The sequence below is a fragment of the Janthinobacterium sp. YR213 genome (assembly GCF_900099875.1).
Taxonomy (GTDB): domain Bacteria; phylum Pseudomonadota; class Gammaproteobacteria; order Burkholderiales; family Burkholderiaceae_D; genus Janthinobacterium; species Janthinobacterium lividum.
Map to the genome: position 1 here is coordinate 214,503 of NZ_FNDA01000001.1, position 14,962 is coordinate 229,464.

The window sequence follows — 14,962 nt, forward strand, 5'->3', positions numbered from 1 at the left end:
GTCGCTTAGCCCAGTTGCCGCACGATGTGCGGTCCCAGCAGGTTGGCCAGCGGCAGCGGCAGGCGGCGCCAGGCGCGGATGAATAGCGCGTATTTCGGATTCAGGGGATTGACGTCCGGCAAGGACTTCGCGCGCACGAGCTTGTAGGCATACGGCAGCGGCTGCGGCGTAAAACCCCAGTTCTTCTTGAAATCGTATGCTCCGGTGCCCAGCTTGCTGCGGCCGAAATCGAACAGGCGGTAGCCACGCGCGCTGGCGCGGCGCATCGCCTCCCAGTACATGAAGTCGTTGGCACCCGTGCTGCGCGCCAGCACGCTGCCGCCGCCGTAATAGGGCAACACTTCATCGCGGAAATAGAACAGCAGCACGCTGGCTTGCGCCTGCTGGCCGTGGTACACGGTGAGGACCTCGCAATCGCTGCCAAACACCGTGCGCAGCAGGGCAAAATGGCGGCGCGCGAAGACGGGCGTGCCCAGCCGGTGCACGCTGGCCGCGTAGACCGGGTAGAAACGGTTGAGGTCATAGTCGATGGCGCTGTGCAGCCCGCCCGTCATGGCCTTGCGCACGACGGCGCGCTGCTTGCGTGGAATGGCCAGCAGGTTCTGTTCGGCGTCGGCATGCAGGGGGCGGCGGAAGGTCGCGTACAGGGGTTTCTGCAGCCAGGAAGAGTCCGCATTTTCCGACGCGTTTTGCTCCACCTCGCGCCAGCGGTATTCCAGTTGCCCCACGCCGAGGCGCCGGGCCAGCGCCTGCGCGGCGCTGTCGAGGGCCCGGCGCACGGCCGCGCTGCCGCCGGCGATGCCGCCGTACACGCAAAACGGCAGCGAGACGAGCGAGGAGCCGAACAAACGGCTGCGCAGATGGGCCAGCGGCAGCACGGCGGCGATGCGCCCGTCCTGTTCCGCGTACAAAAAATAGCTGTCGTGGTTAAAACCTTGCTGCATGATGGTTTGCCAGCCGGCGCGGTGAAAGAAGGTCGCTTCCGGGCACGTGTCGACAAAGGCATCCCAGCGCCCATGTTCGTGCCCCTGCAGGGAGCGCACGGCGATGGCGGTGCTGGACTGTACCGGGTCGGGGGCAAGGCTGGCCTCGTGCATCATGTGCTTTCCAGAAAAATACGGTCCATGCGGTCCCAGGCGAAATCGCGCGTCAGGCGTTCCAGCCGCGCTTCCATGCGCCCCAGGTTCAGGTAGTGGCGAAAGCGCGTCCTGGCACTCAGGCCCGTCGGGCGCGGCTGGCCGGGATCGAGTTCCCAAGGATGAAAATAGAATATGCCAGCTTGCCCGTCGCGCGAATTGATGCGTCGCAAAAGCCAGCGCGACAGTGCATATGGCATCAATCGAAAGTAGCCGCCGCCGCCGGCCGGCAGGTTGCGCCCGCGCAGGCGCACGGTGCTGACGGGCAGTTCCAGCATGCCCAGCGGCCCGCGCGGGCGCCAGGCGAAGCGGGGAGCATCGGGCATGCCGTAATGGTCGTGGCGGATCGGGTAGATGCTGGAACTGTAGCGGTAGCCCGCTGCCTGCAGCACGTCGAAGGCCCACAGGTTGGCCGCGCCGATGGAAAAGCTGGGCGCCCGGTAGCCATGCACTGCCAGCCCCGTCAATTGCTCGAGGATAGTCTTGCTGTGGCGCACATCCTCGGCGAACTGCGCGGCCGACTGGTCGCAGGCGCGCAGGTGGGCATAGCCGTGGCTGGCCACTTCGTGCCCGGCGGCGGCCACGCGGCGCAGCATGGCCGGATAGCGCTCGGCGATCCAGCCCAGGGTAAAAAAGGTGGCGTGGATGCGCCGCGCGTCCAGCAGCAGCAGGATGCGCTCGATATTCGACTCGACCCGGCATTCCATGCGGGGCCAGTCGGCGCGCGCGATGTGCGGCGCGAAGGCGGAAACCTGGAAATAGTCTTCCACGTCGATGGTCAGCGCGTTGCGCAATATCACAGCTGAAGGCGGCGTCATGGCGTGCCCCGGCGCGCCACCAGCCAGGGCGCGATGACGGCGGCGATGCGCTCGGCCGCGTGGCCATCCCACAGGGGCGGAATGCGGCCGCGCTTGCCGCCCGTGTCCAGGATGCTGCGCGCCAGCGCCAGGATGGCGGCCGGCTGCGTGCCTGCCAGGGTGTTCGTGCCATCGCTGACAGTGACGGGCCGCTCCGTATTGGCGCGCAGGGTCAGGCAGGGCACGCCCAGGGCCGTGCTTTCTTCCTGGACGCCGCCCGAATCCGTCAGCACCAGGCGCGCCCCTTGCATCAGGCCCAGCATTTCCAGGTAGCCCAGCGGCGGCAGGCAGATGATGGCCTGCCGCGCCAGCAGCGGCTCCAGGCCCGCCAGGCGCAAGCCGGCCAGGGTGCGCGGGTGGATGGGGAACAGCAGCGGCAGCCGGGTTGACAGCTGCCCCAGCGCCTGCAGCAGCGCTTCCAGTTGCTGCGGCTCATCCACGTTCGACGGCCGGTGCAGTGTCAGCAGCCCATACGCGGGCGGGCAGGCGTGGCCGTGGGCGCGCAGGGTGGCGGCGGGCTTGACCGCGCGCGGCAGTTGCTGCCGCAGGCTGTCGATCATGACGTTGCCCGCAAAATGGATGCGTTCGGGGGCGATACCTTCGCGCAGCAGGTTGGCGCGCGCGCCTTCCTCGCTGGTCAGCAGCAGGCTTGACAACTGGTCCGTCAGCACGCGGTTGATTTCCTCGGGCATGCGCCGGTCGCCGCTGCGCAATCCCGCCTCGACATGGATCACGGGCGTGCCGCGCTTGGCCGCCACCAGCGCGCACGCCAGGGTGGAATTGACGTCGCCCACCACCAGCACGGCATCGGGCGCCAGCGGCGGCTGCGCATCGAGCACGGCGTCGAAGCGGCGCATGATCTCGGCCGTCTGCTGCGCGTGGTTGCCGGAGCCGACGTCGAGGCTGATGTCGGGCGGGCGCAGGTCCAGGTCGATAAACAGCTGCCCATTCATGGCCGTGTCGTAGTGCTGGCCCGTATGCAGCAAGGTCACGCGCACGGCAGGCGCCTGGCGGGCCAGGGCCGCCAGGATGGGCGCCATCTTCATCAGGTTGGGGCGCGCGGCCACCACGCACAGCAGGTGCGCCGGCGCGGCGGACACAAGAGACGGTTCGGACATGCTGCGGCCTCCTTAGAAATGCATGGTGAGCGTGGCGCTGACGCCGTTTTCGCGGTAGTCGCCGCCGTGGTTGCTGGCGTGCCGCGTGTGCCGCACGTCGATGCTGGCCGTCATGTCCGGCTGCAGGATGCGCGTGTAGCCGGCCGTCAGGGTGATGTTGTTGTCGCGCCGGGGCACGCTCAGCGAGCGCACGCTGGCGTAGCCGGCATTGACAGTCACGCTGGTGCGCGAGCTGGCTTGCCAGCTCCAGCCCACGTTGCCGCCGATCTGGCGCGTGCGGTCTTCGCTGCCGAACTCCACGCCGGGCAGCAAGCCGCTGTCGATGCCGCTGGCCGTTTGCGCCGTGCGGTCGACGGCCGTGACGCCAGCGATCATCGTGCTTTTCGCCGTGGCGCGCGCCATCGTCAGCTTCAGCTGTTTTTGCAGGAAATAGCGGTGGCTGAAGTAATTGATGGCGCCCCGTTCCGGCCCCAGGCTGTTGGCGTAGCGCAGGAAGGCATCGATGCGCAGGCGCCGGTCGCGCGCGTTGGGAAAGATGCCGCGCCACAATTGATCGAGCAGCCGGCCTGCGTCGCGGTCGCCCAGGCGCGAAAACTGCGTGGGCATGGTGGTGATGTTTTCGCTGTAATTGAGTTGCCAGTTGGTATGGCGCTGCAGGAAAGTGGCGTCCAGGCTGTAGGTGTGGCCAAAGAAGCGCTTGCCCGTGCTGAAGGCCACGCTGGTGCGCGGCGACGGCGTCCACACGCCGCCCAGCGACCAGAAGCGGCCTGCCGGCGCCTTGCCGGTGTTTGATAGATAGCCTTCCTTTTCCATGCCGCCGCTGGCCGTGGCCGCCCATTTGCTGCTGAACGGATAGCGCAGGCCCACGCTGCTGCGCTGCATGCGCACGGGGGCCAGCTTGCTGTCCTGCGTGCGGCGCACGTCGTGGCTGGCGTTCCAGGTCCAGCCGCCGGCGCGCGGCTCGCCGCTGAGCAGTAACTCCATTTCATCGCTGTGCACGGACAGCAGTGCGCCGCCACTGTCGACCGTGTTGCGCGTGTAGCGCAGCTCGGCCGTTGCCAGGCCGCGGAAACGGTGGCGCAGATAGGGGCTGATGCCGGTGGTGCGCACGGTGCTGGCATTGTCCGTGCCGGGCAGCTCGGCTATCAATTGCGGGCCGAACGGCGAGATGTTGCGCCGGCTCACGCTGGCGTTCGCATCGATGAAGAACCAGTCCTTGACCAGCTCGGCGTCCGCCGAGGCGGCCAGTTCATGGTTGTCCGTATCGGCACGTTGTCCCGACAGGTATTTGTGCCAGCTGTAATCGAGGTGCACGCGCAGGCGGGGACCCGTGCCGATAAGGGCGATGGCGGGTGCGATCTCCGTGATGAAGTCCGATTGCGCCTGGCCGGGTGGTGCGCGCAAGGCGTTGTCCGTATAGCTTTCGCGCAGGCGCAGCGACGGTTTCACCAGCCAGTCGACGGCGCCGGCCGGCAGGGGCAGCAGCAGGGATAGCAAGGGCAGCAGTAGCGGCGGCGGTAGCGAAACCCCGCGGCTAATCGTAATGGCCATAGCCGTAGTAGTCGTTGCCGGGGAACGATTTGGTCTTGTTGTAGATCAAATGAATGTGTTCGCACGACTCGATCTGGCGCAGCGCTTCCTTGACGGCGTGCTGGGTCGTCGTTTCCGCCTCGACCACCATCACCACTTGTCCCATCTGCCCCACCAGCGCGTGCGCCTCGCTGGTGATCAGCAGGGGCGGCGAGTCGAAGACGACGATGCGGTCGCCATAGCGGCTGGCGATCTCGGCCAGCAACCGGCTCATGGCGCGGCTGGCCAGCAATTCCGTCGCGTGCTTGTTGCTGCGCCCGGCGGGCAGGATGCTCAGGTTGGCAACGTTGGTTTTCAGGATCACGTCGGCCATGGCCAGTTGTGGGTCGAGCAGCACGTCCATCAGCCCCGGTTCCGGTGGCAGGCCCAGCACTTTCAGCACGGACGGGCGCGCCACGTCGGCATCGACCAGCAGTACCGTGATATCCATTTCCATGGCGATGCTCATGGCCAGGTTGATGGCGCAATACGTCTTGCCTTCGCCCGGCATGGCGCTGGTGACGACGATCAGGTTGCCGTGGCGGATGGCCTCGGCGCCGCTGGCGCGCGCCTGGCGCAGCAGCGGGCGCTTGATGATGCGGAAATCCTCGGCCACCGAGCTGCGCCCGCCATCGTGCGTGAGCATGCCTTGCTCGGCCAGCCGGGCCAGGTTCAGGGGCCGGTACTGGGGCGACCGGGCCGCGTCCGCACCCACCGCGCCCTCGACGCCATACGGCACGCCGGCCTCGGCCACGCCCAGGATCGTGGGTTCCTGCTTGCCGCTGTCCTTGCTGCTCATCGTCGCTCCCCTGGATCTAGAATTTCAGCAGCGCGGCCGTCATGACCCCGCCGTACAGCACGAACAGGCTGCCCAGGCAGGCGCCAAAGCCATAGCGGGCGCGGCGGCGGCGCACCTGCTGCAGCGCCGTCCAGTTCATCGATACCGTGCCCAGCACGTTCAAGCCCGTGGCATCGCGCAGTTCGGCGGGACTGAGGAAGGTGGGGCGCACCTGGCTGATCAGGAGGGCCGTGGCGACGCCGGCCACCAGAGCCGCGCCCAGCGCCGCGCTGAACAGCAGCGGACGGTTCGGGCCGACGGGCGCATATTGCACCGTGGGCGGGTCGATGATCTTGAAGGCCATCATCTCGGTGGTGGAACTGAGTTCGCCCGACAGCTTGGCCGCTTCGCGCCGGCCGATCAGCTTTTCATAGTTTTCCTTGTTGATGATGTAGTCGCGGTTGAGCTGCGCCAGCTGCGACTCCACCTCGGGCACGGCATTGCTCTGCGCCAGCAAGCGCTCGTTGCGCGCGCTGTATTCCTGCACGCGGGCCTTGATGGCGGCCACCTTGGCATCCGCGTCCGTCAGCGCCACCTTCAGCTGCTGCAGCATGGGGCTGTAGTTCTTGCCCGGGTCGCCGGCCGCCGATTTCAGCTTGCTTTCCTCGATCTTGCGTTCTTCCAGCTGGGCCACCAGGCGCTTCGAGGCGATGATGTCGGGATGCAATTCCGTAAATTGCATGCGCAGGCTGTCGAGGTTCTTGTTGATCGACGCGATGCGCTCGTCGAGTTCGGGATTCGTGATGGCCGAAGCGTTCGGCTCCAGGTCGAGCACGGGCTCGTCGCCCTCGATCTGGCTCTGGATGGCCTTGCGCGATTGTTCCGCCTCGACCAGTTCCAGCTTGGCATTGTTCAGGCTATCGGATGACATCAGCAGCTGGCTGCCATAATCGATGCCCTGGCGCGGCAGCAGCAGGTTGTTGCGGATCTTGAATTCCTTCACCAGGTTTTCCGCCGCGCTCAGCTTGTCCTCGTAATTCTTGATCTGCTCGTCGATGAATTGCACCGCCTTCTGCGTATCCCCTTTCTTGCCCTGGAAACTGCCTTCGACAAAGATGGTCAGCAGGCTTTGCACCACGTCGCGCACCAGCTTCGGGTCGCGCCCGCTGTAGCTGATGGTGTAGATGTCATACGCGTTGGTGCCGGTGATCTTGATGCGGCTCATCAAGTCGTCGAGCTGGGCCTCGTGCTCGCGCACGGTCTTCGAATCCAGGTCGAGGTCGACCATGCGCATGACGCGCTCCACGTTCGGCCGGCTGAGCAGGGTACGGCTCATGATGGCCACCTGCTGTTCCGTGTTCGGCACGCTGGTCATGCCGGCCATCAGCGGCTTGAGGATGGTTTGCGTATCGACAAACACGCGCGCCGACGTCTGGAAGTCGTCGGGCAGGGTGATCACCCTGATGAAGCCGGCGATGGCCACCAGCCATGCCACCAGCACCGCATGCCAGCGGTACTTCCAGATACCTTTCAGGCTGGAAAGCAGTTGCTGTATCAATTCTTCCATGTCGCTTCCTTCAGGTGACGGTGCTGCACGGTAGATGGGGTGGCGGCGCGGACAACGACGGCATCTTGCAAGAAATGCTTGCCTGTTGGGTAAGCAAAGTATAGGGCGGCTGTGAGGCAAGATTTCCCAAGATGATTGCTTCTTGATACGCCTCAAGGTTCTCTTGCCAAGTTTTAATAATCATAGGAAGTTCGCGGCCCAGGCTGGTTCTGCGGGGCCGGCCATGGATGCGCCATCGACTCGAAGAGGCTCCGCATGAATCCGTTTCGCCGTGCATTTGTCTGCAACACGCTGGTTCTGGCGGGCGCTGCCAGCCTGCTCGGTGCCTGCCGCACGCGCCATCCGCTGGCACCGGCCGACGACAGCGCGCCCATGCACGATTACCTGATCGGACCGGGCGACTCCGTCAACATCATCGTCTGGCGCAACCCGGAAGTGTCGCTGACGGTGGCCGTGCGGCCGGACGGCAAGATCACCACGCCGCTGGTCGAGGATTTGCCCGCCAGCGGCAAGACCTCGACCCAGCTGGCGCGCGACATCGAGCAAGCCTTGAGCAAGTTCATCCAGCAGCCCGTGGTGACGGTCATCGTCACCAATTTTTCGGGCCCGTATGGCGAGCAGATCCGCGTCATCGGCGAGGCGGCCAAGCCGCAGGCGCTGCCATACCGGCTGGGCATGTCGCTGATGGACGTGCTCATTGCCGTGGGCGGCATTACCGATTTTGCGGCCGGCAACAAGGCCAGCATCATCCGCATGCGCGAAGGCAACCAGCAGCAGCTGCGAGTGCGCCTCGATGATTTATTGAAAGAAGGCGATATTTCCGCCAACGTCATGATGCGGCCGGGCGACGTGCTGCTGATACCGGAAAGCTTCTTTTAATAGCAAGCTCGACAATATCAAAACAGCATTTTTGTTTGTCATTTTGTACTTGCGGGCAAATTTCAGCATGCAATTTTGCTATTGAATAGCACATTTCTTCTGTTTTTTTAGCTGGATGTGGGAACTTCTCCAGTTTTTATCTTGTCACAAGGCATTGGCTTCAGTCCGTCTCGACGGCGGCCGATGAACGTGAGGACAAGATGAGCTTTGAAGATGAACCCATTATTTCCTTCGACACGCCAGGCACCTTCAGTGACCTGGTGGTGGGCGAGGGGCAGATCGACCCTGCCATGGAGCATGAGCTCGACCTGCAGCGCTTTCATATCCGCATGGCCAATTCGCGCGGCCGGCGCGAGGCGGCCAGTTTGCTGATCCGCAAGATGTACGGCTGGCGCGGCTATGCCGTCGATCCCGGCATCGCGCATGCCCTGAATAAAATCACGCTGTTTGCGGAAACGGCCGGCAGCACCGTCGGCACCATGACCCTGTGCCTAGACAATGACGAGACAGGCCTGCCCGCCGATGAAAACTTCCGCGACAAGCTCGACGTGCTGCGCGAAGAGGGCCGGCGCCTGTGCGAACCATCACGCCTGGCCATCGACAAGGGCGTGAGCAAGCGCGTGTTTGCGGCGCTGATTCATATTTCTTATATCTATGCCCACAATATTCACGGCTTTACGGATTACGTGATCGAAGTCAACCCGCGCCACGTGGTGTTTTACAAGCGCATGCTGGGTTTCAAGGACTTCGGCGGCGAGCGCGAGTGCACGCGCGTGGGGGCGCCGGCCGTGCTGCTACGGCTGGACCTCGATTACATGGGGGCCCAGATCCGCAAATACGGTGGCCTGATGGAACAGCATGGGGGTGAACGGTCGTTTTACCCCTTTTTTTTTCCGACATGGGATGAGCCTGGCATTACGGACCGGCTGAGGCAGGGGCGCAACTGATACCTCATTTGTTTTTCAGCAAGATCGCCTGCATGTAGCTGCCCGGAATCGCGTAAGTGATGCCGCTGGGCGCGCTGATGGCTGCCTCTTTGAGGCCCTTGACGTACACCATGTTGACGATGCCGTAGACGAGACCGGTCTCGGGATCGAACAGGGGGCTGCCGCTGCTGCCCGGATACGCCGTCGCGTCCAGCTGGAACACGGTGTACGGCGCCTTTTGCAGTTGCGCCAGGCGCCGCACGTCGAGGCGCTGCGCGTTTTCGCTGGGCATGACTACCGGCGTCAGCGATGACACGGTGGCGCGGTGCGTCACGTGGTGCAAACCGAGCAAGGTGCCTAGTGGAAACCCCGTAAACGCCATGGCCTGGCCTTCGCGCACCGTGGCCGCGTCGCCCAGCGCGAGGGCGGGCAGGGGCGCGCCCGCCAGGCGCAGCAAGGCCAGATCGTGTTCCGTGTCCAGCGCCTGGACCTTGGCGGGACGGAATTGCGCCACCTCGCCCTGGCCCGTGAGTATGCCGATGATTTCGTTCGGATTGGCGTCAAGCAGTTTCTGGATCACATGGGCGCAAGTGAGCACGCTCAAGCCGTCGCCCGTCACGAAACCCGTGCCGATGAAATTCATCGGCGGCGTGCGCGTCTTTTGCAGGCTGCCCACGCCAACGATGGACGGTTTCACGCGCGCGATGGTTTGCGCCAGTGCCGCCTCGGCGCGGCACGGCACGCTGGCCAGGGCCAGGCAAAACAATAGGACGGAAGACAGGAATTTCATGGCGGCGTGCTTTCAACGGTCGGAGGTGGCGGGGGCTGCAGCAGCGCACACAGCAGCATCAGATAACACAGCAGGGCGATGCGCGGCACGTCGAGCAGGCTGTCGAACAGGCCGACGACGAGAAAACCCAGCAGGGCGGCGGCGCACGCCAGCGCGCAGGAATCGCCGTGGCCGGCCTGGCGCAGCAGGCGCAGGCCGGCCACGGCCAGCAGGGCCAGCATGGACAGGGCGCCGCACCAGCCCGTTTCCACCAGCACATGCAGCGCCATGCTCTTGATGTGCCACGGCAAGTGATGGTGGTCGCTGCTGAAAAACCAGTAATTGTTGGCCTGTGTAAAGCGCCCATTGGCGATCAATTCCTCGCCGCCGGGCCCGCGCAAGCTCAGATTGTCGACTTCGATCACGGACGAGGTGGCCGTGCCGCTGGCCGCCAGTTCCAGTTGCACGGGCGGACGCAGCAGCCAGGCGCCCCCGCCCAGCCAGGCGCTGTCGAACGGCACCTCGTAGTGCTGCCACGTGCCGACCGGCGTGCTGTCCGGCGGCGCGCGCAGGCGCAGCGGGACATGCACGCAGCCTTGCGCATACAGCAATTGCCGCTGGCACAGGCGCACCAGCAGCACGGGCATGGGTCCCGTTCTACGCGCATCGAGCGCCAGGGTGTAGCGCGTGGCCGGCTGCACGTGCAGGCGTTGCAGCAGGCGCAGCAGTTCGCCATAGCCGGCGCTGTAGCCGGGACTGGCCAGGCGCACATAGCGGTTACCCGGGTTTTCCTCGCTTCCGCCATCTTCCGCATAGGCGATGCTGGCCGGCACCTCGCGCTGGGGATTGTGCCAGTAATAGGTGGCGGGAAAGCTGCCCATGCCCATGCCGAACAGGCGGTCGTCCCAAGCGGACGGCTGCATGGCCAGCACTTGCCGCCAATGGCGCAAGCGGCCTTGCATGTCGAAGGCGGTGGTGGCGAAACGTTCGGTGGCGTAATAGCTGGCCGAGACGGGAATGGCCAGCAGCAGCAGGATGCCGGCCGCGCCCGCGACGCTCAGGCTGGCCCGGTCCAGCCGCCACAGCGGTGGGCGCAAGCGTCCATTGCACAGCATCAGCATGGCCAGCAGCACCACCAGGCCGGCCGGCAGCAGTGCTGGCGGTCCCGCCCAGTGCCAGCCTATCCAGGCGAGATTGCATGCCAGCATGGTCCATGCCACCATCGCCAGGCCCAGCCTGGCTGCCCCTTTTTTCCCAGCGCCACTGGGCCACAACGCGCCCGCCAGCAGCGCGGCGGCCAGCAGGAACAGGAAATACGGGCCTTTCAGCCAGCCGGCCGTTTGCTGGCCGGCCGGCTCCGGCCACCAGGCGGCCAGCAAGCCTTGCAGGCACAGCGCGCACAGCAGGCTGGCCGGCGCCAGGCGCCACGGCAAGGGCCGCGCCGCCAGCACGAAGCTGGCTGCAAGCAGGACGACGGCGGCAAGCAAGCCCCGGTAGCCAGCCAGGCTGAACATGTATGCGAGCAGGACGGTACCCAGGCCGGCCAGCAGCAGCTTCAGCAAGAGTTGGCGCACGGGCGGCTGGCCTTGCGGTGGCCGCGCCGCGCCGGGCGCCGTCCGCAGGACTTGCCAGAATGCCAGCAGCATGGCCGCTGCCAGGGCCGCGTACAGGCCCCGTGAAAAGGTGGTGAAGGCCGCGTGCAGGGCCAGGGCCAGCAGCAGCATGGCCAGCGCCGCCTGCCAGCGGCTGCGGGCGCGCGCCAGCCACAGTGCGGCAAACGGCAAGCTCAGGGCCAGGTAGCCGTCCAGCGCCGCGCCGCCCGTGTGCATGGCGGAAAACGGCGCCGTGATGCGGTAATCGCTGGACAGGTTCAGCAGGCCGGGAAACACGGCCCGTTCCCATAGCGCGAACAGGGATACCATGGCCAGCCCGGCCAGCATGCCCGGCAGCGCATAGCGGCGCAAGGCGGGAGGGTTCGCGTCGCGCAGCAGCATCGGCAGCAGCAGCATGCTCCAGGCCCAGGCTTTACCGAGCCGCAAGCTGTTATAGGGACTCAGGTAGTTATCCCAGGCATTCAGTTCGAGCTGCGGCAGCGGCAGGACGCCGCGCAGCAGCGCCGCCAGCCAGGCCAGGCTGCACAGCAGCAGACAGGCACGGGCGGCCGGCGAGAGGCGCGCCGCTGCGCCCCGGGCCGGCCTGCCCAGGCGCCAATAGCCGCAAGCTACCGTCAGCAACAGCAGCACGTCGATTTCTTCGAGGAAGAACCAGCCCGTCCACGGCGCCAGGTCCAGCACGGGCAGCAGGGCGGGCACGCAGAACAGCCAGCTGGCGGGGCGCCAGCACAGCAGCAGGAAATATGCGGGCAGCAGGGCGGCAAACAGCAGGCCGGGCCAGCCGTGGCCTAGCGGATAATGGCGCAAGGCCAGCACGCAGGCCGTGCCCGCCAGCAAGGCCAGCGGCCGCGCCGCCACACCGGGCATGGCCGCGTGCACAGCCATGGCCTACAGCTGGGTCAGCAAGGCTTGCGCTGCGGCCCGCTGCGGAAAGTCCTTGTTGGCGGCCAGCAGTTGTTCCAGTTGCTTGCGCGCACCGCCCTTGTCGCCCGATTTCGCCAGGGCCGCGCCCAGGTGATACTGCACTTCGGGCGACTTCGGCGCGAGGCCCGCCGCCTTGCGCAGCAGGGCCGTGGCGCGCTTGACGTCGCCTTGCTCCAGCACGATCCAGCCCAGGGTGTCGAGCACGGCGGGATTGTCGGGCGCCAGCTTGAGTGCCTGCTCGGCCGTGGCTTGCGCGCGTGGATCTTTTTCCTGCTGATATGCCCAGGCCAGGTCGTTCAGCGCCACCACGTTGCCCGTGTCCTTGGCAACGACATACTGGAAGTGCTCGATGGCGGCGCGGTATTGCTTCGCTGCCAGCCGGGTACCCGCCAGATAGGTGCGTGTCGGCAAGTCTTCCGGATGGGCTTTCAGCCAGGCGGCCATGCGCGTCTCGGCTTCGCGGTCCTGTCCCGACGCCTGCAAGGCGCGGTACAGCTGCACCTGCAAGGGGCCGATGGGGCTGATGCCGAAGGCGTGCTGGTATAGCTTGACGGCTTGCTGCGGCAGCTTTTGCTCCATCAGCACGTCGCCCTCGAGCTTGTAGCCGGCCGCCAGCTTCGGCTGCTGTTCCTGCACGTGGCGCGCCACGGCCAGCGCCTCGCGCTGGCGGTTCAGGTTCAGCAGCATGGCCACTTCCACCACGCGCGCTTCCAGCAAGGCCGGGTCAAGCGCCTGCGCCCGCTTGACGGCTTGCAGCGCATGATGAGGGTCGCCCAGCGCCAGGTGCAGGCTGGCGATGCGCATCTGCAAGGGCGCCGATGTGGTTTGCAGGCTGGCCAGCTTGCTGTAGCTGTCGAGCGCGGCCGGTGCCTGGCCGGCGCTGTACTCGACCTGGGCGCGCAGGGCCAGCGCATCGGCGTCGCCCGGATGGCCCGTCTGCAGGGTACGCGCCAGTTCCAGCGCCTTATCGGGCGCGCCCGTCTTCAGGTAAAAGTTACTCAGCAGCAGAGCCGGCGCGACGGCGTCGGGATTGTCGCGGTGGGCCCGTTCGAGCCAGCGCCGCGCCTCGTCCGTCTTGCCCTCCGATGCGGCCAGCTTGGCCAGCGCCGCGCACAGGTCGGCATTTTTCGGCGCCTTCGCCAGCGCCCGCTCGAAGCGCTGTTTCGCCTGCTCCGGCTTTTTCTCGGCCAGGTCGATCTGTGCCAGGTTGTTCAAGGCAGGTAAATAAACGGGGTCCATGCCCAGGGCTTGCTCGAAACTGGCGCGCGCGGCGGGCAAGTCGCGCAAGGCGAGGTAGACACCGCCTTTCAGGTTCAGCAGCAAGGGATTCGTGCCTTTCTGCTGTTGCTCCATCATCTTGACGCTGGCCAGGGCCTTGTCGTTCTGCTTATTGCGCAGCAAGGTCATCACCAGCATGGTGCCCGCTTGCGGCGTGCTCTTGTCGAGCATGCTGGCGCGTTCCAGTTCATTGATGGCGCGGCTGTTCTCGCCCATGCCCAGGCGGCTGATTCCCAGCGCCGCGTGCAGCCTGGCCGTGTCCGGCGCCAGGGTGCTGGCCTGTTCGAAATACGCCGTTGCCTTGTCGTACTGGCGCGCGCGCAAGTGGGCTTCGCCGGCCAGCGACAGCAATTCCACGTCGTCGGGGAAGGCGGCCAGCATCGGTTGCAGCAAGCCGATGGCCGCATCGGTCTTGCCGCGCATCAATTCAATCGAAGTCATCATCTTGACGGCATACAGATGCCTGGGGTACACGGCCAGGAAGCGCCGCAGGTAGGTTTCCGCCTGGGGCGGCGAGCCGAGCGCCAGTTGCACGGCGCCGGCCAGCAGGATGGACGGCATGTGATCGGGCGCCGCCTTGAGCACCAGTTGCAAGGCTTGCAAGGCCGCCTTGTTCTTGCCCTGGCGGAAGTCGAGCAGCGCCTGCGTCTGCAGCAAGCCCAGGCTGTTGGGCGCCGTCTTGCGCGCCGTGGCCAGCTGGGCCGCCGCTTCCAGGTAGTGCTTTTCCACGATGTCGAGGTTGGCCAGGTCGATATGCGCCTGGGTATTGTCCGGTTTGATCTTGAGTATCCGCATGTAGGCGAGCCGCGCCGCGCCGTTCTTGCCTTGCAGGCGCAGCAAATCGCCCTGCAGGCGCAAGGCGTCCAGGTTGGCGGGCGCGCTTTTCAAGGCTTGCGCCAGCAGCAGCTCGGCCGCCGGCACTTGCTGGTCCAGCGCCGCCAGGCGTGCCAGGCCCAGCAAGGCCTCGACGTGGTCGGGATGGGCTTCGAGCAGGTGCGAGTACAGGGCGCGCGCCTCGTCCCGGCGGCCCAGGGCCAGCAAGGCATCGCCGCGCAGGGCCAGCACGCTGGCGGGTTGCGCTGCATCGTCGGCGATCTCGGCCAGCACCTTGTCGAACTGGCCCAGCATCAGCCAGGCCTTGCCCAGCAATGGCATCACTTGCTGCGACGCCAGGCCCAGCGACTTTGCCTTGCGCAATTCTTTCTCGGCCGACAGCGCTTCTCCCGTGTCGATATAGATGCTGCCCAGCAGCAAGCGCGCGGCCGCATTGTCCGGTTCCTTTTGCAGCAGGTTCTTCAACTGGATGATGGCGGCCCGTGCTTCGCCTTTCTGGCGGTACTGCTGCGCGTCGGCCATCAGGGTCTCGCTGCTCTGCGTGCCGTGGCATGCCGTCAGCAGGGGCAGCAGCAGGGTGCAGCACAGCGCGGCGGCAGGCAGGCCAGGGAAAGGGCGGGGCAGGGAACGGGCCATGGAAGTCTCCGGTAACGGCGTGCATGAGGAATCGGCATGGCCTAGCTTAAAAAGATGGCCGCCGGTCTCCTTGATTGC

At 65.9% G+C, this 14,962-nt stretch carries 11 protein-coding genes; 2 read left to right on the forward strand and 9 right to left on the reverse strand.

Annotated features, from left to right (window positions below; all coding sequences use genetic code 11):
* Positions 1-5 precede the first annotated feature (5 nt).
* The 6 genes from BLT98_RS00905 to BLT98_RS00930 are packed head-to-tail and all read right to left on the reverse strand — an operon-like array spanning position 6 to position 7,025.
* Positions 6-1,097, reverse strand: coding sequence for a FemAB family XrtA/PEP-CTERM system-associated protein (locus BLT98_RS00905; RefSeq protein ID WP_092606722.1), 1,092 nt, complete (start codon positions 1,095-1,097; stop codon positions 6-8).
* A complete protein-coding gene (locus BLT98_RS00910; RefSeq protein ID WP_092604852.1) occupies positions 1,097-1,954 on the reverse strand; it encodes an XrtA system polysaccharide deacetylase in 858 nt (285 codons plus the stop codon). The genes BLT98_RS00905 and BLT98_RS00910 overlap by 1 nt, the downstream gene beginning before the upstream one ends.
* Positions 1,951-3,111, reverse strand: coding sequence for a non-hydrolyzing UDP-N-acetylglucosamine 2-epimerase (wecB, locus tag BLT98_RS00915; RefSeq protein WP_092604853.1), 1,161 nt, complete (start codon positions 3,109-3,111; stop codon positions 1,951-1,953). The genes BLT98_RS00910 and wecB overlap by 4 nt, the downstream gene beginning before the upstream one ends.
* Before the next feature lie 12 nt (positions 3,112-3,123).
* Positions 3,124-4,662: a TIGR03016 family PEP-CTERM system-associated outer membrane protein gene (locus tag BLT98_RS00920; RefSeq protein WP_092604854.1), complete on the reverse strand. Its 1,539-nt coding sequence runs from the start codon at positions 4,660-4,662 to the stop codon at positions 3,124-3,126.
* A complete protein-coding gene (locus tag BLT98_RS00925) occupies positions 4,646-5,479 on the reverse strand; it encodes an XrtA-associated tyrosine autokinase (protein WP_092604855.1) in 834 nt (277 codons plus the stop codon). The genes BLT98_RS00920 and BLT98_RS00925 overlap by 17 nt, the downstream gene beginning before the upstream one ends.
* A 16-nt stretch (positions 5,480-5,495) precedes the next feature.
* Positions 5,496-7,025, reverse strand: a complete 1,530-nt coding sequence (locus BLT98_RS00930) for an XrtA system polysaccharide chain length determinant (protein ID WP_092604856.1) — start codon at positions 7,023-7,025, stop codon at positions 5,496-5,498.
* A 255-nt stretch (positions 7,026-7,280) separates the two neighbouring features.
* Between BLT98_RS00930 and BLT98_RS00935 the strand changes: the two genes are divergently transcribed.
* Together BLT98_RS00935 and BLT98_RS00940 are read left to right on the forward strand one after the other, a co-directional pair.
* The gene (locus BLT98_RS00935; protein WP_070254397.1) at positions 7,281-7,904 is read left to right on the forward strand and encodes an XrtA/PEP-CTERM system exopolysaccharide export protein; all 624 of its coding nucleotides are present in this window, start codon (positions 7,281-7,283) and stop codon (positions 7,902-7,904) included.
* A gap of 200 nt (positions 7,905-8,104) precedes the next feature.
* Positions 8,105-8,851 carry an N-acyl amino acid synthase FeeM domain-containing protein gene (locus BLT98_RS00940; protein WP_070254398.1) on the forward strand — a complete coding sequence of 249 codons (747 nt, stop codon included), beginning with the start codon at positions 8,105-8,107 and terminating at the stop codon, positions 8,849-8,851.
* Between the two features lie 4 nt (positions 8,852-8,855).
* On the opposite strand, the gene BLT98_RS00945 is transcribed toward BLT98_RS00940, so the two are convergent.
* The 3 genes from BLT98_RS00945 to prsT are packed head-to-tail and all read right to left on the reverse strand — an operon-like array spanning position 8,856 to position 14,884.
* A complete protein-coding gene (locus BLT98_RS00945) occupies positions 8,856-9,620 on the reverse strand; it encodes a S1 family peptidase (RefSeq protein WP_092604857.1) in 765 nt (254 codons plus the stop codon).
* Positions 9,617-12,097, reverse strand: a complete 2,481-nt coding sequence (locus BLT98_RS00950; RefSeq protein ID WP_092604858.1) for a hypothetical protein — start codon at positions 12,095-12,097, stop codon at positions 9,617-9,619. The genes BLT98_RS00945 and BLT98_RS00950 overlap by 4 nt, the downstream gene beginning before the upstream one ends.
* 3 nt (positions 12,098-12,100) lie before the next feature.
* Entirely contained in the window at positions 12,101-14,884 is a 2,784-nt protein-coding gene (gene prsT / locus BLT98_RS00955) for an XrtA/PEP-CTERM system TPR-repeat protein PrsT (RefSeq protein WP_092604859.1), read from the reverse strand.
* Positions 14,885-14,962: the final 78 nt, after the last annotated feature.